A 21,442-nucleotide genomic window follows, 5' to 3' on the forward strand; every position below is an offset into this window, starting at 1 on the left:
CTTAAACATAACACACAATTTAATGAAAAAACTCAAAGTTTGGATCACTATAGTTCTTGTATGCGTTGCTATAACTGCAAAGGCTCAAGATGGGAAAAAATTTAAAATTCATACGGTAGCCTTTTATAATCTAGAAAATTTATTTGACACCATTAATGATCCTAATAAAAATGATGAGGCTAGCCCCATTATGGAAATGAAGGTTAACACAAGTGACATTTATAAAAAGAAAGTATCTAACATGGCACGTGTACTAGCTGATATTGGTACAGATACTGCAAAAAATTCACCTGTTATTATTGGTGTTTCGGAGGTTGAAAATCAAGATGTTTTAGAGGATGTGGTTAATGATCCACAACTTATTTCTAAAGATTATGGCATTGTGCATTATGACTCACCAGATCGTCGTGGTATTGATGTTGGTTTATTATATCAGAAGAAGTTTTTCACGCCTATTAACACCAGTAACCATGAGTTAATTATTTATGATGATTCTCGCGAACGTGTTTATACAAGAGATCAACTTTTAGTAAGTGGAAAATTAGAAGGTGAAATGATTCATATTATTGTTAATCACTGGCCATCTAGAAGTGGTGGTGAGGCCAGAAGTAGACCAAAACGTGTTGCAGCTGCTGGATTGAGCAAAAAAATAATTGACTCGCTACAAACACTAGATCCGTATGCTAAAATTATACTAATGGGCGATTTAAATGACGATCCAACAAATGAGAGTGTAAAGAAGGTTTTAGGAGCCAAAAGCGACAAGGAGGATGTTGAGCTTAAAGGTATTTACAACCCTTTTGAAAAGCTGTTTAAAATGGGTGTAGGATCTAATGCGTATAGAGACAGCTGGAGTTTATTTGACCAAGTATTAATAACACAACCTTTTTTAGAAAAAGACTACAGTTCTTTACGTTTTTATCAGGCACATGTGTTCAATAAAAACTATTTAGTAAACAAGAGAGGTAAGTATAAAGGTTATCCTTTACGAAGTTTTGCCGATGGTGGTTTTACTGATGGCTTTAGTGATCACTTTCCAGCTTTTATATATTTAATTAAGGAAGTGAAGTAAACAGATACATTTCTCAATAAAAAAAGTGCCTTTAAAATTTATTAAAGGCACTTTTTTTATTGGATTTATAGGATTCTAACCTATCCAGACATTCCATGGAATTTTTGCCAAAATAAGGATTAACGCTATCGTGTAAAAAACAGCTATCATTCTGAATTTTGCTTTAGAGGTTAGTTTCTTTTTATGTTTAGAATACCCTATGGTAATTAATGCTACTGCAATAATCATGGTTAAGGGATGTTCTACAATATTAGAGCGTAAGGTACTATCTTTCATCACGGCACCCATGCCCATCTCGCTAATAATTGATATATAATCAGCTGCAAAATAGAATACAATACCTATAAGTAATTGAATGTGTGATACGATTAAGGTAAATAAAGACATTCTGAAATCTTTAGCCGAATATTCCTTTCCTGCCATGGCTTTTACAAGGGCATTTAAAGTAGCTACAACTAGGATTAAAAGCACGACATAAGCCCATCCTGAATGCAACATTTTTATAGTATTATACATATTTTAAAGTTTAATAGTTAGTATTACAAATGTAATAAATAAAGCGTACAAAAAAACCGCTTCGGTTTGTGAAGCGGTTTTAGAAATTATCTAATAGTAATTAGAAGTTAAAACGGATACTTGTATTCCAAGTTCTTCCGTAACCAAAACGACCATTATTACTTGTGTTTACACCTTTATAATTTTCTTCAGGGTTAGCAGAAGCTTGTGTATTTCCATTAACAGCCTCTAAATAAACTTCATCAAAAACGTTGTTTACGTTCAAGCGGAATTGAATAGATTTCTGATTGTTTTTACCTACTAACATTTTATATGAAAAACCAGCATCAACTGTATCATAAGAAGGTAATGAAAGTGGAGCTAATTCTAATGAACCTGAAGAGAATATATCATTATTCCAATTCCAAGCAGCATCAAAACTTGTTCTAGGTAAGAACTCATAACTACCATTAATACCAGCAGTAACTTGAGCAGCCTCACCAACACTGAAACCATCAATCACGATTTCTTCGTCATCACCAATTTGAGTACCATCTTGATTAAATGTTCTTTGAGTAGCATTGTCTTTAAACTGCCATTCACCTAAAGATAAGAATCCATTTAATCTTAAATTATCAAGTGGACGTGTCATTACTTCAAGTTCAACACCGTAGTGTACTTGTTTTACACCTAGTGTTTGGAAACTTACGAAATCAACACCATCCCTACCATTACTTCTATACTTAACCACATTATCCCAAGTAGTATGGTACGCATTTAAATTAGCAGAAATACGACGACCACCATTAAATTGGTATCCAACTTCGAAACCAGTAATTTCTTCATTTTCCGCTTCTGGTGATAATAACTCATTACTACTTCTATCGTTTTGGTATAGAGTATCATGGAATGGTTGACGTGAGTAATAACCAACATTAGCAAATACTTTATGCATTGAGCTAATTTCATAAGCCGCACCAGCTTTTAGGTTAAAACCTAAATTATTCACTTTTTCAGAATCTTCAGAAACACCTTCAAGTTCGGCATTTAAAAACTCTGTTCTTACGTGAGACTGGTTAGATACTGCACCTTGAAAAAAGGCTGAAAAATTATCTTTAACATATTCTAATTGTCCAAAAACACCTGCATAATTAATTTTTTCTTCGTAATCATAACCAAAACGTTGTGTGTGATCTGTGTTTGGATTAAAGAACACTTCCCATGGGTTAATTCCACCAGCTTCCGTTAATTGATAATCTCCACCATTATAGGCACTATTAGCACTTACTGAATTTATGTTAGGATTTACAAATTCTCTAATATCTCTAAAGTGAAAACCATTATACAAACGGACATCAGCACCAATGTTTAAATTTAAGTTTTCTGTTAACTGATTGTTATAGCTTGTTACTAAACCAGCCCAGTTGTGGTTATTATTTGAACCTCTTACATACAAAAACTCATCTGTATTTCTGTCCGTAATTGCTTGTGCAAAACTACCACGACCCATAGAACCGTAAAGCACCGTTGATAAAGATGATTTATCATTTATTGTCCAATCCCAGTTTAAGTTAGCAACTGGTTTGTGGTAAATATTACGACCTCCTGGATATGCACCACCATGTAATGTATTTGGGCTATCCACACCGTCAAAATTCCATGAATTATAACGTCTACCTCTATCGCTTTCTAAAAATTCGCTAATACGCGCTCCTCCTGCTGCTGCATGCCATTGTGGCGCGCCAGTTAATAAGAAGTTTAAAGAGTGATTTTCGCCAGCTTGGTAACCAACAGATAAAAAGTATGTTTGACCTTGACCTTGGGTATAATCTACATAACCATCACCTTGCCAGTGACCTAATAATCCAGAAAAAGACCAGCCCTTATCACTCACACCCGTTGAGAAATAGGCAGTAGATTTGATGTAGTTATCATTTCCTACCATCTGCTCTACAAAACCACCTTCTTTTTTATCAATAGTTTTAGTAACAATGTTTACCGTACCACCAACAGATGAGATAGCTAATTTTGATGCTCCTAAACCACGTTGTACTTGAATAGCATTGGCAACTTCCGTTACACCTTGCCAGTTAGACCAATACATCTTACCATCTTCCATACCATTAATTGGTTGACCATTTAATAAGAAAGCCGTGTTTGTTTGGTCGAAACCACGTAAAAACATTTGACTCTCACCAAATCCACCATTTTGAACAACCTGAATAGAAGGTGTTGTTTTTAATAATGCAGGTAAATCAAAATTACCCGCCTTTTGTTGAATTTCTGAAGCCTTTATAGTAGAAACAGCAATTGGTGTTGTTCTATCCTCGGCTAAATCAATAACACCAGATCCTACAATAACAACTTCCTCTAACGTATTATCACTAGTTAAAACAATATTACCTAAATCTTGATTTCCTGTTACTGTTACAGTTTTGGTTCCGTAACCTACAAAAGAAATTACCAATGTTGCATTTGTCGTGCTAGTAGTAATTGTAAATTCTCCATCAAAATTAGAAGACACACCGTTGGTAGTACCTTTTTCAATGATGTTGGCACCAGGTAGTGGCGCGTTCATTTCGGCATCCATGATTGTACCTGATACAGTACTTTGAGCCATTGTCATACCAGTAAACAAAATCGCTACTGCTAAAAATAATAATCTTGTAATTTTTTTCATTGTATTAAAAAGATTGGTTTTTAAATTTTCGGCAAAATTAACCCTTTAAAGCATATTAACATGAATTTAAGGTTAAGTTTTTACGCTTGGATGAAGATAACACTTAATGCACGTTAATAATATGATAAAAAATAAAGCTATTAACAGTCTTTTCAACAAAAAAAACTATTTTTTCAGATAATACTTCAATATTTTAGCAGAGGAGGCATCATGATTGGCAAAAGTGTTATTTTTTATGTCCTGTAAAATATTTGTAGCTAATTGCTTGCCGAACTCCACGCCAAACTGATCATAACTATAAATATTCCAAACAATGCCTTGAACAAATATTTTATGTTCGTAAAGCCCAATAAGCTTCCCTAAACTCTCTGGCGTCAGCTTTTTGATGAAGATGGTATTCGTTGGATTATTCCCTTTAAATACTTTAAATGGAACCAAAGATTGTATATTTCCTAAAGATTTGCCTTGCTTTTCATATTCCGCAAGAACATCTGCTGCCGTTTTCCCTTTCATTAATGCTTCGGTTTGAGCTATGAAATTGGAAATCAATTTATCCTGATGATCTTTATTCTCATGAAGGGATTCCGCAAAGCCAATAAAATCGGCTGGAATTAGTTTGGTGCCTTGATGAATTAATTGAAAAAAGGCGTGTTGCGAGTTCGTTCCTGGTTCTCCCCAGATTATCGTTCCTGTCTGGTAATTTAAAGGCTGTCCATTTCTATCAACAGATTTCCCATTACTTTCCATAACAGCTTGCTGCAAATAGGTAGCAAACTGATTTAGATATTGTGTATAGGGAATAACAGCCTCACTTTCGGCATTAAAAAAATTGTTGTACCATATACTTATTAATGCTAAAACAATTGGAATATTTTCGTTAAAGGCTGCTGTTTTAAAATGTGTATCCATTTTATGTGCACCTTGTAACAGCTTATCAAAGTTATCATAACCTATAGATAAACTTATAGATAACCCAACGGCACTCCATAAAGAAAACCGGCCACCAACCCAGTCCCACATGGGAAAAATATTATCAGGGCGAATGCCAAACTCTTGAACACCTTTACCATTTGCAGAAACAGCAACAAAGTGTTTTGCTATGGAATGTTCTGGAGCGTACTTTAAAAACCATTCCCGAATAGTGTTAGCATTAGAAAGCGTTTCTTGTGTTGTAAAGCTTTTAGAAACAATAACGAAAAGCGTGGTTTCTGGGTTCAGCTTTTTAATGATTTCATTAACATGATCGCCATCTACATTACTAACAAAATGCGTCGTTAATTGGTTTTTGTAGAACTGTAACGCTTCAACAACCATAGCAGGCCCCAAATCTGAACCGCCAATACCAATGTTTACCACATCCGTAAAGGGCCTACCCGTAAACCCCGTAACTTCACCATTTATTACTTGATTAGTAAACGATTGTATTTGCTTCTTAGCTTGATATATTTGAGGAATAATATTAACACCATTTACTAAAACGGTTGCATTTTCTGGCGCTCTTAAAGCAGTGTGCAAAACAGCACGATCTTCCGTTTCATTAATGCTTTTACCGGAAAACTGACTTTCAATAGCGTCTTGTAAATGCGTTTCTTTGGCTAGTTTTAGAAGTAAATCTAACGTTTCTTCAGTGATTCTATTTTTTGAAAAATCAACCAAAAAATCATCCCATTCAATTGAAAACGTATCCGCACGACTATCATCATTAGCAAATAAATCTGTCATTTTCAGGTTTTTCGTTTCTGAAAAATGCTCACGAAGATTTTGCCAAGCCTTGGTAGTTGTTGGATTCGTTTTCGATAATGCCATAAGCTTAATCTAGTTGTGTAATTAAATCTTCTGGTGTAGATTCTAAACCATTAGAATTTTGAACATTAATAGCGTCCAACTGTAATTTTAAGGGTTTAATGAAATCTAAATACCTAGCTTTTAGACTATCAGAAATTGGTTCTGCTTCTGGTAATTTTTGCTTGAAAGGATCTACTTGTTTTCCATTTTTCCAAAAACGATAACACACGTGAGGACCAGATGTATTTCCAGTCATTCCCACCCAACCAATTATATCTCCTTGTTTTACGTATTGACCAACCTTTACATTTTGGCTTTTCATATGTAAATACTGCGTTTCGTATGCTGAATTATGTCTTATTTTTACATAATTCCCATTCCCTCTTGTGTAAGCAGATTTGGTAACCGTTCCATTAGCCGTGGAACGAATAGGCGTTCCTATATTGGCAGCAAAATCGGTTCCTTTATGAGGTCTGATTTTATTTCCATAGAGCGCAATACGTCTTTTTAAATTATATCGAGATGAAATACGTTTGTATTCCACCGGAGCTTTTAAAAAGGCTCGACGTAAATTTTTAGCTTCTTCATTAAAGTAATCGCGTAATCCTTTTACTGTATCTGTTTCAAATTCAAACGCATAAAATGGTTCACTTTTATGCTCAAAATATGCGGCTTTAATATGGTCAATTCCGGCATAAATAGTATCATCAATATACTTATCCGTATAAATAATCTTGAAGTGATCACCTTTTTGAAGTCTGGTAAAATCAATGGTCCAAGCGTAAATATCAGACATTTTATAGGCTAAAATTAGACTTTTACCACCATCGGAAAGTGTTTGCGACAAATCACTATTAATAACACCAGCAAATTCCTTTTCAACATAGGTTATCGGCTTTCGACTTGTAAAAGCATGAATGGAATCTTTAAAATTTAGCACCACATACTCTTCACGATTAGGCTGATAAATAAAGGAAAGAGCTTGTTGCAACGAGTCTTTAGAACATAAAACTGTGTATGGTTTTCCTAATTGCAATTTTCTAATATCGAAATCATTTTTAGTCTGTTCTGCAATTTCAAAAATTTTAGGATAACCCACTTTGTAACGTTCCATAATAACACCAAAGCTATCTCCTTTGCGAATGGTATCGCGTTTAACAACGTAGTCGTTTAGGTTAAAGCCAAATTCCTTCAGTTCCTCTGGTGGAATAATAGCTGCAAATTCATCCTCATAAACAGGCTCTGGCTTGTTGTCCTTACAGCTAACTAATGTAAACAATAAGGCAAAAAGAATTATACATTCTCTCCCCATTCTGCTAATTCTTTTTCGCTCCATAATTCTGGAAAAAATATTCGTCTTTGATATTTTGGATGCATATATTTTACCCATTCGCTTCCTCCTGTTGCTTCTGTAGTTTTACCACCAATGTTTAAATAATGATTGGCGGTATTGTAATGTGCCATAACCCATTTAATATTAACGGTATGGTCATAATGACGCATGGCATTTACTAAATCTTTATTTGTTCTAACAGCTTCCGGCAATTCTTTAAACTTGGTCCAAAGATTACTAGTGTTGTAGAATTTCGCAAATCTAATAAATTCCTCTTTGTATCGTTCTTCAAAAACTGTTAATAAATAACTTTTTTTACCGGTTTTGTAGTCTTTTCCTGCAGCTTGCCAGTATAAATGCTCAAAAGCATGCTCAAAAGGTGTGTTTCTGTCTATAGTTTCACGAAAACGATTATCTATTAAATTGATTAATTCTGTAGATGAGATTTCAATTTTTCGGTATTGGGCACTTTGAAAACCACTTGCAGGCGTTAAGGTGGTTCTAAACTTATTGTACTGCTCTACGTCCATTCCTTCGCGCATAATTTCAAAGGAAGAGGTTAGCATATCAAAATACCGACTTACACGCATTAATTTTGTTGAAAAGAAATCGGCTGTCAGTTTTTCGGCAGTTGCAACCTGATCAATTTCCCAAAGAATCATTTTAAACAGTAATTCGTTTATTTGATGATACATGATAAATACCATTTCATCTGGTAAAACGGTACGCTGCGTTTGTAAATCTAAAAGTGCATCTGTTTGAATGTAATCCCAATAATTTATAGGCTTACTATATAACAAGCCTTGTAAGTGTACATCTAAATCTTGACCTATATTATCAAACTTTTCTTTTAGTTGGTTGGTTATGTCGGTATTCATGCTACTAATTTTTTACTATAATATTAAAAGGGTGTTTTAAGCCTTTAAAAGCATCCAAATCCGCTCTTAAAGAACCTACAGCCAAATCGGCTTTAATACGTAAAGGTATTCTATTTTTATCATTTGAAACCCATAATGTAAGGCTTTCTTCCTCTTTAAAAACACGACCTGCCATTACATAGGGTCTAAATTTCAAGGTGTTTACTTTTCCAAAATTGGTATTAATTATTTCGGTTCCTAGATAGCGCAATTTAAAACCATAATTTTCTTCATCAAAAAACATATTAACCTCCACTTCATCGTTTATTTTCAAGTTTTCAATATCCAGATTATTACGCAAATAATAAAATGTAGATACCATATCTTGAATATTTGGTTTTGTATCAAAGGTCTTTTTTTTATTATGTTTTATGTTATTAACAAGAGCCTTATGGTTGTTTTGGTCGAATTCTATTTCAATATTCTTGGTATGACCACCTTCATCAATATCTCTGATAAACTTATAAGGCACATTCAATTTTTTATCAAAATAACTCTCGTACCTATCCTTCACTGCAAAAAACCAACTAACGGCTCCAGTGGTCCAGCCCTTGCCTACTACATGGTAAACGGGTTTGTTTTTATACATAGATTCGTTAACGGTAAGGGTGGCTTCTCCGGCTTTCATCCATCCGCTATAACTCATTTCAAATCGAAACCATTCACCTGTATCAAAGGCACTTTCTATTTGGGAAAATGCGGTGTTTAAGGAAACAATGGCGATTATAGTTAAAAGTATTTTTTTCATAAGCTTAATTCTAATTGTAAATACAACAATAACGTTGTTTTTCCTTATAGATTACAAATAGTATTCCAAAAATATAATACAAAAAAACTCCATCGATAATTGTGATAGAGTTTTTATAATATTCATATACGTATTAGGTATTAAAGCGTTCCTCTTAAAGCCTGCTCACGCTCTATAGACTCAAAAAGTGCTTTAAAGTTTCCAGCTCCAAAACCTTTAGCTCCCATACGTTGAATAATTTCAAAGAATAAAGTTGGTCTATCTTCAACTGGTTTGGTGAAAATTTGTAATAAGTAACCTTCTTCATCTGCATCAATCATAATGCCTAATGATTTTAGCTTTTCAATGTCTTCACGTAATTCGTGGCTAAATTCTTCTAAACGTCCTGGTACAGATTTATAATAGGATTCTGGAGGTGTGGATAAAAACTCAACACCGCGAGAACGCAAATCAGAAACCGTTGAAATAATATCATCCGTTGCTACGGCTATGTGCTGAACACCTGGTCCTTCATAAAAATCTAAATACTCTTCAATTTGCGATTTCTTTTTACCTTTTGCAGGTTCATTAATTGGGAATTTTATACGACCATTTCCATTACTCATAACCTTACTCATTAAAGCCGAATACTCCGTGTGGATTTGCTTATCATCAAAGGACAAGAAATTAACAAATCCCATAACGTCTTCATACCATTTTACCCAAGTATTCATTTCACCCCAACCTACATTGCCAACCATGTGGTCTATAAATTTTAAACCGGTTGCTTTTGGGTTATAGTCGGATTTCCATTCTACAAAACCTGGCAGAAACTTCCCGTTGTAGTTTTTACGTTCTACAAACATATGTACGGTTTCTCCGTAGGTATAAATTCCAGCACGAACTACTTCACCATGTTCGTCTTTTTCGATGGTTGGTTCCAGATAAGATTTAGCACCACGTTTGGTCGTTTCTTCATAAGCACTTCTGGCATCATCTACCCATAAAGCAACAACTTTTACACCATCACCATGTTTTACAATATGATCGTTAATGGGTGATGAACTTGTTAAAGGCGTGGTTAAAACTAAACGGATTTTATCTTGCTTTAATACGTAACTAACCTTATCTCTAGATCCTGTTTCCAATCCACGATATGCATATGATTGAAAACCGAAGGCTGTTTTATAAAAATGAGCTGCTTGCTTGGCGTTCCCAACGTAAAACTCCACATAATCGGTCCCTAATAATGGCAGAAAGTCTTGCGCGTCATCAAATATTTTTTCCAATCCGTATTCTACTGATTTTATCTCTTTTTTACTCATAATTCGGTATTTTTTACTGCGTTAAGCCAGTTAATTGGTAACGCTTGTATTTTATGTTGTTATAACTTTGTTTTACTTCTAATTTATTAATATTCCAACCATGACTTATAATAATCTTCATCAGCAATTTTCATAGCTTCTTCAGTGACTTGCAATGGCTTGAAGGTATCTACCATAACGGCTAATTCTTCGGTTTCAGTTTTTCCTATACTACGCTCTGCTGCTCCTGGGTGCGGACCATGTGGAATTCCTGCTGGGTGCAAGGAAATATGACCTGCATCAATATCATTTCGACTCATAAAATCGCCATCCACATAATACAACACCTCATCACTATCTATATTGCTATGATTGTATGGCGCAGGTACGGCATCTGGATGATAATCATACAGGCGTGGCACAAAACTACATACTACAAAAGCCGCTGTTTCAAATGTTTGATGCACCGGAGGCGGCTGATGAATACGACCAGTTATGGGCTCGAAATCGTGAATTGAAAAGGCATATGGATAATTGAAACCATCATAACCTACAACATCAAAAGGGTGTGAGGCATAAACCATTTCAAAAATATCGTCTTGTTTTTTAACTTTTATTAAAAAATCACCTGATTCATTATAAGTTTCAAGCTCTTGAGGTTGTCTTAAATCCCGTTCGCAAAATGGCGAATGCTCTAATAATTGACCAAACCAATTTCTGTAGCGTTTTGGTGTATAGATGGGATGTTTGGACTCCACAATAAAGAGACGATTGTCTTCCGTATCAAAATCTATTTTGTAAATAATACCACGCGGAATGACGAGATAATCTCCGTATTTAAAATCTAGATTACCAAGCATCGTACGCAGTTTTCCTGTCCCTTTGTGAACAAAAATAAGCTCATCCGAATCTGAATTTTTATAAAAATAATCCTTCGTAGATTGTTTTGGTGCTGCTAAAATTATACGACAATCGCTATTGATTAAAACTGTTTTTCTACTGTCCAAAAAATCATTTTCCGGTTTTACTTGAAAACCTCTAAAACGATAAGACTGAATGCTATTTTTTTTGGCTATTTTTGGCGCAACACTATATTGCTTTTTTATTTCTTTTACTTGTGTTGGGCGCTGTTCATGGTAAGAATTTGTGGACATTCCATCAAAACCAACAGTACCAAAAAGTTGTTCGTAATACAGGCTACCATCCGACTTCCTAAATTGGGTATGGCGTTTGGGCGGAATTTTCCCTAATTTATGATAAAAAGGCATGTTTTAATTATTTTTAAATTGGGCGTTAGTTCTTTTGAAATAACACCACATTATAAACTACATAAAGATACTAAAATAAATGTGATTATACCGATAAAACACGGATTTGAAAACTTTACAAACGTGCAGATTATTCTGGATTTCTTTTAATAAGAAACTGAAGATGGGCTAATAAGTCAATCCAAAAATGTGTCATTGTTTTACAAATATCGAAAAAAAATATGACATAATATTAAAATCCAAAAGGTCTTTAAAACCAGAAACCTAAATTAAAAAACCAGATACTTTTTTTCACTTCTGGGGACCATGTGTATTTAGCTTCTATAGGTCCAATAAATGTTTGCACAGAATAACCAATGGCATAACCTGTATAGTTTGGCGTTGTAAACCATTCACCTGAATCGAAAATATTATCCGCAACATTTGCAAAATTTGCTGCTCCAATAATATGATGGTTTTTAAACAACTCATAGTCTATAGTCAGCGCTGCTTTTACAAAGCTATTTCCGGGGATAGACAAATAATCATACCCATAAAACGAGGTGAAATTATTTTTGAAATTATTCCCATAACCTCCAAGAACAAAATCTAAATATGGCGAGGTATCCTCTCCTATTTTAAAGCCACCTTGTGTGGTTATGTTTCCGGAAAATTTACCGAAACTTTTAGCATACCCCATAGTAGCCTTACCTATAGAAAATTCTGAAAAGCTATTGTTGAAATCTGACGAATATAAATACAAATGAAAGTCTCCATCAAAGAGAAAGCCTTCATTTGGAAAGTATTTATTGTCATAAGTATCTAGCTTCAATTTTCCGTAAACACTTAAATAATCACTATTATCAAACGTTGTTTCCTCTTTGTTACTTAAAGTTAAAATAGTTTCTGTAGTAAGTTTAAACCGTTTGTGTTCTGCTCCTAAAGTTAGTGCAAAATCATTACCCAATAAAGTCTGCGCATAAAACTGATTGGTAAAGTCATCTATTTCAACATCTAATTTATTAACATTTATACCCATCAAATCTTCATCTGACAGTAAGGATGTAGCTGGAACATTCTTTTTAAATTGGTTGTAGCGTGATGTAATTCCAATACTCCAATAAAAACCTTTGTCTATATAATATTCAAAATTATACCGAATATTATCGCCCAATACAAAGTCTAAAGAAGCAACATCATCATTAAGTAATAAGCGTTTTCTGGTTAAATTTAGTAAGACACCTGTTTTATAAAGATCGTCATAATGCAAGCCTACCTTGAAAAATGTTCGTGTTTGGGTTTCTAATACGGATACATCTAAATCATATTCTCCCTCGTTTTCCGTAGGATGCAATTGGTAAACAACAGAAGCAAAATTATTGGTTGCAGCCAAATTATTAACACCCTCTACAAAAGTGGTATACTCAATTTTCTTTTCTGGTTTAATTTTCAATTTACCAATAACGTACGCGCGCGAGTATTTTTCATTCCCAGAAATATTAATGGTATTCACCCGAATACTATCAATAACCTTAATAACAGTAGCTTTCTTGGGTTTGACTACCTGCTGATTAACTATTTTATTTAGATCGGCAATTTTCTTTTTTGTGGCTAGCTCACCATTTTCAATAATTTTACTGCCATCACTAAATGATATAACGGTATAGTCCGTAATATCAGGTTTAATATAAATATCCGTTTTTTTAGATTTCAACTTCATATCGTTAATGGTCCGATAATTATTAATTTGAAGTATAATATCTGGAGCAGAACGTAATTCTTCGCGCGTTGCTAAATCATCCTGAACATCCACACCAATAATAATATCCATGCCTTTAGCTTTTAACTCATCAATGGGATAATTATTTACCACACCACCATCTATTAATATTTGGTCGTCTATAATTACCGGTTGAAATAAAGATGGAAAAGCTCCACTGGCCACAATGGATTGCGCTAAACTTCCTTTATCTAAAACTACGGCTTGTCCTGTCTCTACATTGGTTGCAATACAGAAAAATGGTATTGGCAATTTACTGAAGTCTTCTACATCACTTACATGCAAGGTTAGTTTTGATAGTAAACTTAATGTATTTTGACCTCTAGATAAGGCAGATGGTAATTTTAATTTAAATTTATCAAAAGGTAAAGTAAGGGCGTATTTTTCAGAATTATCACGCTCATAAAATGTTTTAGCGGCTCGCGGCAAATTATCATTAATAATCTTATCAAAATCCACATCCCGGAAAATTGTATCTATTTGCTTTCCTGAATACCCAGCGGCATATAAGGATCCAATAATAGCTCCCATACTAGTTCCTGCCACATAATCTATACGAATCCCTAAACTATCTATCACTTTTAAAACACCAATATGCGCCAAACCTTTGGCTCCACCACCACTTAAAACCAAACCGACTTTAGGGTCTACCGTGGAATCCTGATTTTGCGAAAAACCGGTTATGAAGATGAAAAAACAAAAGACTATTAATGTATACTTCATAAGTTGTGATAATAATTATAAATTTTGCTGGCACGTGCCACACCAACCAAAGCTTCCAATTCTTGTTTTGTTGCTTCTGAAACCCGTTTAACTGATTTGAAATGTTTTAATAAATCGACAATTGTTTTTTCGCCAATACCAGGAATGGTTTCCAACTCGGTATTCAACGCTGTTTTACTACGTTTATTTCGGTGATGTTCAATTCCAAAACGGTGTGCTTCGTTTCGTAATTGCTGAATGATTTTCAGGGTTTCACTTTTTTTATCTAAATATAAGGGAATTGGGTCATCTGGATAGAATAATTCTTCCAAACGCTTCGCAATTCCGATTATCGCAATTTTTCCTCGCAAATTTAAGGCATCTAAACTTTTTAAGGCAGATGATAGCTGTCCTTTTCCTCCATCAATTATAATAAGCTGTGGCAAGGACTTTTCTTCGTCCAATAAACGTTTATAACGTCTGAAAACCACTTCCTCCATAGATGCAAAATCATCTGGACCTTCGACGGTTTTAATATTAAAATGCCGATAGTCTTTTTTATAAGGTTTTCCATTTCTAAAAACCACACAAGCTGCAACAGGATGCGTTCCTTGAATATTGGAGTTATCAAAACATTCAATATGTCTTGGCTCTTCTGTTAAGCGTAAATCGGACTTCATTTGCGCCATAATGCGATTTACATGCCTATCTGGATCCGTTATCTTCGCCTGCTTAAAACGTTCCATGCGGTAATATTTCGCATTCCGAAGTGATAAATCTAATATATGCTTTTTATCGCCTAATTTGGGAATAGTTATTTTTAATTCTTCACCTAAATCAACTTCAAATGGCAAGTAAAGTTCTTTGGAATTAGAATCAAAACGTTGGCGAATTTCGGTAATAGCGAGTTCTAATAACTCCTTATCGGTTTCGTCCAGTTTCTTCTTAATTTCTAATGTATGCGAGCGAATAATGGAACCATAGGAAATCTGCAGAAAATTAATGTAGCCATACCCTTCATCACTCATAATTGAAAAGACATCCACATTGCTAATTTTTGGGTTTACAATGGTGGATTTGGCTTGGTAATTTTCAAGCACATCTATTTTCTCTTTAATTATTTGGGCCTCTTCAAATTGCATGTTGGCCGCCAATTCCTTCATTTGACTTTTAAATTGCACCAGAGAGGTTTTAAAATTTCCTTTCAGAATTTCCTTTATGGACGCAATATTATCTTGATATGAGGCTTCGGTTTGAAGGCCTTCACAGGGCCCTTTACAATTTCCTAAATGGTATTCTAAACAGACTTTATATTTTCCGGCGCTTATTTTTTCAGGTGATAAATCGTAAGTACAGGTTCGTAATAAAAACAATCCACGAATTAAATCCAATAAGGTTGAAACCGTTTTCATACTGGTATATGGCCCAAAATATTCCGAACCATCTTTAATAACCCGTCTGGTAGAAAATACACGTGGAAAACGTTCGTTTTTGATACAAATCCAAGGATACGATTTATCATCTTTCAGCAATACATTATAACGTGGCCGGTACTTTTTTATCAGATTGTTTTCCAACAATAAGGCATCCGTTTCGGTATTAACAACTATATGCTTAATACTCGCAATTTTTTTTACCAAAACGCGTGTTTTACCACTATCATGCGTTTTGGTAAAATATGAACTCACGCGTTTTTTTAAATTCTTTGCTTTACCTACATATAAAATCTTACCTTCGCTATCATAATATTGATAAACACCAGGCTCATTTGGTAAGGTTTTTAATTGTATTTCTAAAGCAGTTTTAGGCATATCTTCAAAGGTACTTATTTCTATATTTTTTAAGTTATATTCGATTAATAAAAACCTAATAATTTTTAAATATAAAATGTATTGAAAAAATGACCATTTCACTAACTTGTGCCACTTTTTTAAAAAATTGAAACATGACAAAACAACTCATAGGAAGGGTTGATAAAATAGACTTTCCATTACTTAATTTATTTGAAATTGATGCTAAAATAGATACAGGTGCATACACATCTGCTATTCATTGTTCTAAAATAGTTGAGGAAAATAACACCTTGCGTTGTAAATTTTACAGCAAGGGCCATCCAAACTTTAGTGGTAAGGAAGTGGTATTTACAGAGTACACCCAAACGGATGTAAAAAGTAGTAATGGGTATAAGGAAAATAGATTCAAAATTAAATCTGAAGTCCTATTCTTTGGAAAAACATATAAGATTAACTTAACTTTAAGCACGCGAGATGATATGCGATTTCCCGTATTAATTGGCAGACAATTTTTAGCTAAAAAATTTCTGGTGGACGTGGACTTGCAAAATCTATCATTTAATAAAAAACAATCATGAACATAGTTATCCTATCTAGGAACCCACATTTATATTCAACACAACGTTTGGTTGAAGAAGCAAAAAAACGCGATCATCGCGTTGAAGTTATCGACCCATTAAAGTGCGATATCATTATAGAAAAAGAAAAACCAACCATATATTATAAAGACCGTTATCTGGATTATGTGGATGCTATTATTCCAAGAATTGGTGCGTCTATTACCTTTTACGGTTGTGCCGTTGTAAGACAATTTGAAATGATGGGCGCATTCTCTATCGTTTCGTCTGGTTCTATTTTACGTTCTCGCGACAAGCTAAAAAGTCTACAACTTTTAAGTAAAGCTGGAATTGGCATGCCAAAAACTGTTTTTACAAACTACTCACGTGATGCCAAAGAAGTGCTTGCTCATGTTGGTGGTGCGCCAGTAATTATAAAGTTATTAGAAGGAACACAAGGTTTGGGTGTGGTTTTAGCTGAAACTAAAAATGCAGCCGAATCTGTGTTAGAAGCATTCAATGGCTTGGAGGCGCGCGTTATTGTTCAAGAATTTATTAAAGAAGCCAAAGGTGCTGATTTACGTGCATTGGTCGTAGATGGCCAAGTCGTTGGCGCCATGAAACGACAAGGTAAAGAAGGCGAGTTTCGTTCTAATTTACACAGAGGTGGTTCAGCCAATATTATCAAATTAAGCGAAGACGAATTGCGTTTAGCTATGGAATCTGCTCGTGCTTTAAAATTACCGGTTTGTGGTGTGGATATGCTACAATCATCTAGAGGCCCTTTATTATTGGAAGTAAACTCGACGCCAGGATTGGAAGGTATTGAAGATGCAACGGGAAAGAACATTGCCAAAGCGATTATTTCGTTTATTGAGCGAAACAAAAAATAAATATGTCGCAAAAAATCATAACCATTTTGGGTGAAAACATTGAGCCAGGCAAAAGCTATGAGCTTAATTTTGATGTGGCTAAACTACACACAGCATCCTCTATTGATGTTCCTATAATTATTGAGCGTGCCAAAAAAGCAGGGCCAACCGTTTTACTTACGGCTGGTATTCATGGAGACGAGTTAAATGGTATTGAAATTGTGCGTCAACTCATTGCAAAAGGCATCAATAAACCAAAATGTGGAACAATTATTTGCATACCTATTATTAATATTTTTGGGTTTATAAATTTAAGTCGAGAGTTTCCTGATGGTCGCGATTTAAATCGGGTTTTTCCTGGTTTAAAAAACGGATCTTTAGCTAGTCGGGTTGCTTATAAACTAGTAAATGAAGTGCTTAATCAAGCCGATTATGTCCTTGATTTTCATACGGGAGGCGCTGGTCGTTTTAATGCACCGCAAGTACGTATTGCTAAAAACAGCAACAGATTAGACGCTTTAGCTAAAACCTTTGGAGCACCCTTTGTTTTGTATTCTAAAAACTTAAAAAAATCATTTAGAGAAACGGCTTATAAAGCTGGAATTGCTACCTTATTATTTGAAGGTGGAAAATCACATCACATAGATGTAAATATTACTAATACAGGCGTAAATGGTGCCAAACGGGTTTTACATAGTTTGGGCATGCTGGGTTCTAAATTTAAAGTAACCGAACCCAAACAAAAACCTGTGTTTATTATGGCTAGTAAATGGCAACGCGCCAATTATTCCGGGATGTTTAAAGCTTCGGTTGCTACGGGGACCAAAGTAAAAAAAGATGATATACTTGGAAATATTACCGATCCTTACGGCAAGTTTAATCATTTTGTACGTGCTAATAGTTCGGGATATATAATTAATGTGAACGAATCGCCATTGGTTTATCAAGGTGATGCCTTATTTCATATTACAGCTCGTTTAAAGCAGCATCATGTTAAACAGGTTGAAAATGACGAAGTCTGAATTACGAAAAATCTACAAACAAAAGCGGCAAGCACTTTCATTAGAAACGATTGACGATTTAAGCCTTCAAATTGCAAACAATCTTTTAGAAATGCCAATTTGGGAGCGTTTATACTACCATATATTTCTGTCTATTACCGAACAAAAAGAAATTAACACGGATTATATTATAAGTATTCTTTCGGGAAAAGATAAACATACAATCATTTCAAAAAGTGATTTTCAAACCACTGAATTATCGCATTATTTATTGACCGATGCTACAATTATTAAAAAAAACGCCTATAACATTCCAGAACCTGTTAATGGAATTCCGATAGCTTCCCATGTTATAGATGTCGTGTTTATTCCGTTATTAGCATTTGATAAACAAGGCCATCGTGTAGGTTACGGAAAAGGTTTTTATGATGGTTTTCTGAAAGATTGCAAACCCGAAACGATTAAAATAGGGCTTTCTTTTTTTGAAGCCGAAAACCAGATTGAAGGCATTTTTGAAAACGATGTGCCACTGGATTTTTGTGTCACACCAACTAAAACCTATCAGTTTTAGCCTTATAACCGTTTATATTCTGTTTTTTCTGTTAGAAATTGAATAGGTTGATTATCACTAATCTTGAATTTAGTTTCCAGTGTTTTTCTGCCTTTTAAGGTTTGAATAAATACAACAAAATGTAAATGGGGTCCTGTAGACCAACCTACATTTCCACTTTCAGCAATAAACTGATTTTTTTCAACAACATCACCTTTCTTAACTTTAGCGCCCTTCTGTTTTATATGTGTATATTCAGCAAAAGTACCATCGTCATGGTAAATAATAACTTTGTTATTAAACTCCTTGCAGTCTTGGGTTGTACAATTTTTACTAAATTTATCTACAACCTCAACAACCAAACCACCACGCGCCGCAAGAATTGGAGTGCCAATTGGCATGGAAAAGTCTAAAGCATTCTCATTAGCATGAGATGATTTACCATTATATCCTTGAGAAAGCATGTAAGCTTCACCTCTATTGAAGGGCAAAACATATGGATACTCTTTTTCATAATCCTTTAAATAATGATCACCATAATTATAGGTGGTACTTCCACTAACACCATATTTTCCTTTTTTAATTTGTGTTAAGGTTGTTAGCTTAATGTTTTTTGTATTTGCAGGTAGCAGGAATATTTTATCATTCCCTTCGGAAGATTTTAAATTTTTTAATTTAAAACTAACTTGAATTGAGACGGGAATGGGTTCATTATTATCAACATAAAATTCATACCCGTTTTCTATATTTTCATAACGGGATGCCACATCTAACTGTGCAAATAAGCCTGCTGGAATAAGACACGTCCAGATGAAGTAACTAACTTTTAATAAATTCATGTTTTAAGTTTTTAAATAGATTTTTTTTTACAGTATCGAATAAACACAATTAAGCAAACGCGCGTTTATTAAACACAATTAGCAACCCAAAACCTGTACTAATTGCCATATCAGCTACATTGAAAACGGGTTCAAAGAATGTGAAATATTCACCACCATAAAAAGGTAACCAATCTGGCAAATAGCCTTTCCATAAAGGAAAATACAACATGTCTACTACTTTACCATGCAAAAGGCTATCATAGCCACCAGAGGCAGGCATAAAGCTGGCTACTTGGCCATAACTATCATCAAATATTACTCCGTAAAATACGGAATCGATTATATTACCCATGGCACCAGCAAAAATAAGTGCCACTGCCCAAATTAGTATTTGTGACTGCTGCTTTTTTGTTGCATCATACAACCAGTAGCCAATTCCAAAAATAGCGACTATCCGGAATAACGTTAAAGAAATTTTTGCTGTTCTGTCTGAAATAAAACTGACAAAATCACTAATCTTGGTTCCCCAAGCCATACCATCATTTTCAATGAAATAGATTTTAAACCAGCTAAAAACAGTAATATCTTCACCTAAAACAAAATGGGTTTTGATATATATTTTACTCACTTGATCTATGAGTAATATGAGAATAATAAAAAGAATGGATTTTTTTAAAGACATCATGTTTTCTAGTTCTGAAAAACTAATTTGAAATTGAAGGACAAAAATAGCACTATTATTGGGTTTTTGTTACGCTAATATTTCCGTTTATGGTATGTAATGATATTTGATTTGGTCCTAAAGGTATTTTATCTTGCTTAATACTGCCTTTCTTCGTGTTTAAATCTAAAAGTCCTGAATAGGTTTCCACTTCTATATTGCCATGTAAGGTATCCACTTGCAAATTACCCACATATTTATGGGCTAAAAAATGACCATTTAATAATTCAGACGTTAGAAATTTAAAATTCCCATTAGCAAAAACCGAAGCAATATCACTAGTAATAATGACGGTTAGATTTTCAGGGATTTCCAATGTTAGCTCAATAGATATTTTTTTATGAGCCGCCAGTTTATCATCAGGCTTTACAAATAAGGGTTGGTACGCACTTCCAATAAAAAGGGTTTGATTTTCTTGTCGCGTTTGTAATACAATTTGTTCATTATTTTCCCCTTCAACCTGTAAACCCATTGAAATAACTTGCACTGGTTTTGCAGATATTTTTATTTTAAACATGGTATTACCTGCAATATCAATGGTTGAAATTTTAGAGGCGTCGACAATCCGTTGCATTCCTTTTTGACCAAAGACGGGCGCAGAAAGCAAAATTAAAAGGAGGAATGTGGATAGAATTTTCATAAAACTAAAAACGCTCCAATAGACATTGAAGCGTTTATTTATGTTTAAACACGTAAATTTTATTGTTGCATATTTTTTGCTTCAATACTTAAGGTAGCATGAGGCACCAATTTTAAACGCTCTTTGGCAATTAATTTATTGGTTACACGACACACACCATAGGTTTTATTCTCAATACGAATTAAAGCATTTTTTAAATCGCGAATAAACTTTTCCTGACGAATAGCTAATTGTGCATTCGCTTCCTTGCTCATGGTTTCACTACCTTCTTCAAACGCTTTAAATGTTGGCGATGTATCATCGGTTCCATTATTTAAATCGTTCATGTAAGCACTTTTTATAAGCTCTAAATCATGTGTTGCTTTTTCTATTTTCTCTTGAATAAGCATTTTGAATTCAGCTAAATCTTTATCTGAATATCTAACATTGATATCTTCTCCCATAT

Annotated in this window: 19 protein-coding genes; 5 read left to right on the plus strand and 14 right to left on the minus strand. The window is 34.2% G+C overall.

All coding sequences use genetic code 11. The features are described from left to right. Positions 1–22 precede the first annotated feature (22 nt). Entirely contained in the window at positions 23–1,072 is a 1,050-nt protein-coding gene (locus tag ACFPH8_RS01660) for an endonuclease/exonuclease/phosphatase family protein (protein WP_248396486.1), read from the plus strand. 75 nt (positions 1,073–1,147) lie between these two features. On the opposite strand, the gene ACFPH8_RS01665 is transcribed toward ACFPH8_RS01660, so the two are convergent. The 10 genes from ACFPH8_RS01665 to uvrC all read right to left on the minus strand — a co-directional run bounded on the left by ACFPH8_RS01665 (position 1,148) and on the right by uvrC (position 15,853). Further along, positions 1,148–1,588: a hypothetical protein gene (locus tag ACFPH8_RS01665; protein ID WP_376858203.1), complete on the minus strand. Its 441-nt coding sequence runs from the start codon at positions 1,586–1,588 to the stop codon at positions 1,148–1,150. A gap of 100 nt (positions 1,589–1,688) precedes the next feature. After that, positions 1,689–4,247, minus strand: a complete 2,559-nt coding sequence (locus ACFPH8_RS01670; RefSeq protein ID WP_376858204.1) for a TonB-dependent receptor — start codon at positions 4,245–4,247, stop codon at positions 1,689–1,691. Between the two features lie 165 nt (positions 4,248–4,412). After that, complete coding sequence (gene pgi / locus ACFPH8_RS01675) at positions 4,413–6,053, minus strand: glucose-6-phosphate isomerase (protein WP_376858205.1); 1,641 nt, start codon at positions 6,051–6,053, stop codon at positions 4,413–4,415. A 4-nt stretch (positions 6,054–6,057) separates the two neighbouring features. Beyond that, on the minus strand, positions 6,058–7,368 hold the full coding sequence (locus tag ACFPH8_RS01680) for a M23 family metallopeptidase (protein WP_248396494.1): 1,311 nt from the start codon (positions 7,366–7,368) through the stop codon (positions 6,058–6,060). Continuing rightward, complete coding sequence (locus tag ACFPH8_RS01685; RefSeq protein WP_066249443.1) at positions 7,326–8,243, minus strand: tryptophan 2,3-dioxygenase family protein; 918 nt, start codon at positions 8,241–8,243, stop codon at positions 7,326–7,328. Before ACFPH8_RS01685 ends, ACFPH8_RS01680 begins: the two co-directional genes overlap by 43 nt. Before the next feature lie 4 nt (positions 8,244–8,247). Next, positions 8,248–9,030 carry a DUF3108 domain-containing protein gene (locus ACFPH8_RS01690; protein ID WP_376858206.1) on the minus strand — a complete coding sequence of 261 codons (783 nt, stop codon included), beginning with the start codon at positions 9,028–9,030 and terminating at the stop codon, positions 8,248–8,250. A 140-nt stretch (positions 9,031–9,170) separates the two neighbouring features. After that, positions 9,171–10,334 (minus strand): 4-hydroxyphenylpyruvate dioxygenase, encoded by a 1,164-nt coding sequence (gene hppD / locus ACFPH8_RS01695; RefSeq protein WP_376858207.1) that lies wholly within the window; start codon positions 10,332–10,334, stop codon positions 9,171–9,173. An 86-nt stretch (positions 10,335–10,420) separates the two neighbouring features. After that, positions 10,421–11,581: a homogentisate 1,2-dioxygenase gene (locus tag ACFPH8_RS01700; protein WP_376858208.1), complete on the minus strand. Its 1,161-nt coding sequence runs from the start codon at positions 11,579–11,581 to the stop codon at positions 10,421–10,423. Positions 11,582–11,831: 250 nt separating this feature from the next. Next, positions 11,832–14,063, minus strand: a complete 2,232-nt coding sequence (locus ACFPH8_RS01705) for a patatin-like phospholipase family protein (protein WP_376858209.1) — start codon at positions 14,061–14,063, stop codon at positions 11,832–11,834. Beyond that, positions 14,060–15,853 carry an excinuclease ABC subunit UvrC gene (gene uvrC, locus ACFPH8_RS01710; protein WP_376858210.1) on the minus strand — a complete coding sequence of 598 codons (1,794 nt, stop codon included), beginning with the start codon at positions 15,851–15,853 and terminating at the stop codon, positions 14,060–14,062. The genes ACFPH8_RS01705 and uvrC overlap by 4 nt, the downstream gene beginning before the upstream one ends. 134 nt (positions 15,854–15,987) lie before the next feature. Here uvrC and ACFPH8_RS01715 point away from each other — a divergent pair, with 134 nt between their 5' ends. Genes ACFPH8_RS01715 through ACFPH8_RS01730 form a run of 4 tightly spaced genes read left to right on the plus strand, consistent with a single transcriptional unit; the run spans position 15,988 to position 18,836 of the window. Next, positions 15,988–16,413, plus strand: a complete 426-nt coding sequence (locus tag ACFPH8_RS01715) for an ATP-dependent zinc protease family protein (RefSeq protein WP_376858211.1) — start codon at positions 15,988–15,990, stop codon at positions 16,411–16,413. Next, positions 16,410–17,285, plus strand: coding sequence for a 30S ribosomal protein S6--L-glutamate ligase (gene rimK, locus ACFPH8_RS01720; protein ID WP_066249427.1), 876 nt, complete (start codon positions 16,410–16,412; stop codon positions 17,283–17,285). The genes ACFPH8_RS01715 and rimK overlap by 4 nt, the downstream gene beginning before the upstream one ends. 2 nt (positions 17,286–17,287) lie before the next feature. Then, complete coding sequence (locus ACFPH8_RS01725) at positions 17,288–18,286, plus strand: succinylglutamate desuccinylase/aspartoacylase family protein (RefSeq protein WP_376858212.1); 999 nt, start codon at positions 17,288–17,290, stop codon at positions 18,284–18,286. Next, positions 18,273–18,836 (plus strand): 5-formyltetrahydrofolate cyclo-ligase, encoded by a 564-nt coding sequence (locus tag ACFPH8_RS01730; RefSeq protein WP_376858213.1) that lies wholly within the window; start codon positions 18,273–18,275, stop codon positions 18,834–18,836. The genes ACFPH8_RS01725 and ACFPH8_RS01730 overlap by 14 nt, the downstream gene beginning before the upstream one ends. 2 nt (positions 18,837–18,838) lie before the next feature. On the opposite strand, the gene ACFPH8_RS01735 is transcribed toward ACFPH8_RS01730, so the two are convergent. The 4 genes from ACFPH8_RS01735 to ACFPH8_RS01750 all read right to left on the minus strand — a co-directional run bounded on the left by ACFPH8_RS01735 (position 18,839) and on the right by ACFPH8_RS01750 (position 21,440). Next, positions 18,839–19,654, minus strand: coding sequence for a M23 family metallopeptidase (locus ACFPH8_RS01735; RefSeq protein ID WP_376858214.1), 816 nt, complete (start codon positions 19,652–19,654; stop codon positions 18,839–18,841). Positions 19,655–19,703: 49 nt separating this feature from the next. After that, positions 19,704–20,318 carry a lipoprotein signal peptidase gene (locus tag ACFPH8_RS01740; RefSeq protein ID WP_248400665.1) on the minus strand — a complete coding sequence of 205 codons (615 nt, stop codon included), beginning with the start codon at positions 20,316–20,318 and terminating at the stop codon, positions 19,704–19,706. 55 nt (positions 20,319–20,373) lie between these two features. Next, positions 20,374–20,931, minus strand: a complete 558-nt coding sequence (locus tag ACFPH8_RS01745; RefSeq protein WP_376858215.1) for a DUF4097 family beta strand repeat-containing protein — start codon at positions 20,929–20,931, stop codon at positions 20,374–20,376. Between the two features lie 125 nt (positions 20,932–21,056). After that, a complete protein-coding gene (locus ACFPH8_RS01750; protein WP_376858216.1) occupies positions 21,057–21,440 on the minus strand; it encodes a TraR/DksA family transcriptional regulator in 384 nt (127 codons plus the stop codon). Positions 21,441–21,442 lie beyond the last annotated feature (2 nt).

Source organism: Bizionia hallyeonensis (assembly GCF_042657385.1).
GTDB lineage: Bacteria > Bacteroidota > Bacteroidia > Flavobacteriales > Flavobacteriaceae > Algorimicrobium > Algorimicrobium hallyeonense.

Bases quoted from the DNA above. Each gene is read 5' to 3' on its own strand.
- ACFPH8_RS01660 (WP_248396486.1), top strand. From the start codon at position 23: ATGAAAAAACTCAAAGTTTGGATCACTATAGTTCTTGTATGCGTTGCT.
- ACFPH8_RS01665 (WP_376858203.1), bottom strand. From the start codon at position 1,588: ATGTATAATACTATAAAAATGTTGCATTCAGGATGGGCTTATGTCGTG.
- ACFPH8_RS01670 (WP_376858204.1), bottom strand. From the start codon at position 4,247: ATGAAAAAAATTACAAGATTATTATTTTTAGCAGTAGCGATTTTGTTT.
- pgi (WP_376858205.1), bottom strand. From the start codon at position 6,053: ATGGCATTATCGAAAACGAATCCAACAACTACCAAGGCTTGGCAAAAT.
- ACFPH8_RS01680 (WP_248396494.1), bottom strand. From the start codon at position 7,368: ATGGAGCGAAAAAGAATTAGCAGAATGGGGAGAGAATGTATAATTCTT.
- ACFPH8_RS01685 (WP_066249443.1), bottom strand. From the start codon at position 8,243: ATGAATACCGACATAACCAACCAACTAAAAGAAAAGTTTGATAATATA.
- ACFPH8_RS01690 (WP_376858206.1), bottom strand. From the start codon at position 9,030: ATGAAAAAAATACTTTTAACTATAATCGCCATTGTTTCCTTAAACACC.
- hppD (WP_376858207.1), bottom strand. From the start codon at position 10,334: ATGAGTAAAAAAGAGATAAAATCAGTAGAATACGGATTGGAAAAAATA.
- ACFPH8_RS01700 (WP_376858208.1), bottom strand. From the start codon at position 11,581: ATGCCTTTTTATCATAAATTAGGGAAAATTCCGCCCAAACGCCATACC.
- ACFPH8_RS01705 (WP_376858209.1), bottom strand. From the start codon at position 14,063: ATGAAGTATACATTAATAGTCTTTTGTTTTTTCATCTTCATAACCGGT.
- uvrC (WP_376858210.1), bottom strand. From the start codon at position 15,853: ATGCCTAAAACTGCTTTAGAAATACAATTAAAAACCTTACCAAATGAG.
- ACFPH8_RS01715 (WP_376858211.1), top strand. From the start codon at position 15,988: ATGACAAAACAACTCATAGGAAGGGTTGATAAAATAGACTTTCCATTA.
- rimK (WP_066249427.1), top strand. From the start codon at position 16,410: ATGAACATAGTTATCCTATCTAGGAACCCACATTTATATTCAACACAA.
- ACFPH8_RS01725 (WP_376858212.1), top strand. From the start codon at position 17,288: ATGTCGCAAAAAATCATAACCATTTTGGGTGAAAACATTGAGCCAGGC.
- ACFPH8_RS01730 (WP_376858213.1), top strand. From the start codon at position 18,273: ATGACGAAGTCTGAATTACGAAAAATCTACAAACAAAAGCGGCAAGCA.
- ACFPH8_RS01735 (WP_376858214.1), bottom strand. From the start codon at position 19,654: ATGAATTTATTAAAAGTTAGTTACTTCATCTGGACGTGTCTTATTCCA.
- ACFPH8_RS01740 (WP_248400665.1), bottom strand. From the start codon at position 20,318: ATGTCTTTAAAAAAATCCATTCTTTTTATTATTCTCATATTACTCATA.
- ACFPH8_RS01745 (WP_376858215.1), bottom strand. From the start codon at position 20,931: ATGCAACGGATTGTCGACGCCTCTAAAATTTCAACCATTGATATTGCA.
- ACFPH8_RS01750 (WP_376858216.1), bottom strand. From the start codon at position 21,440: ATGGGAGAAGATATCAATGTTAGATATTCAGATAAAGATTTAGCTGAA.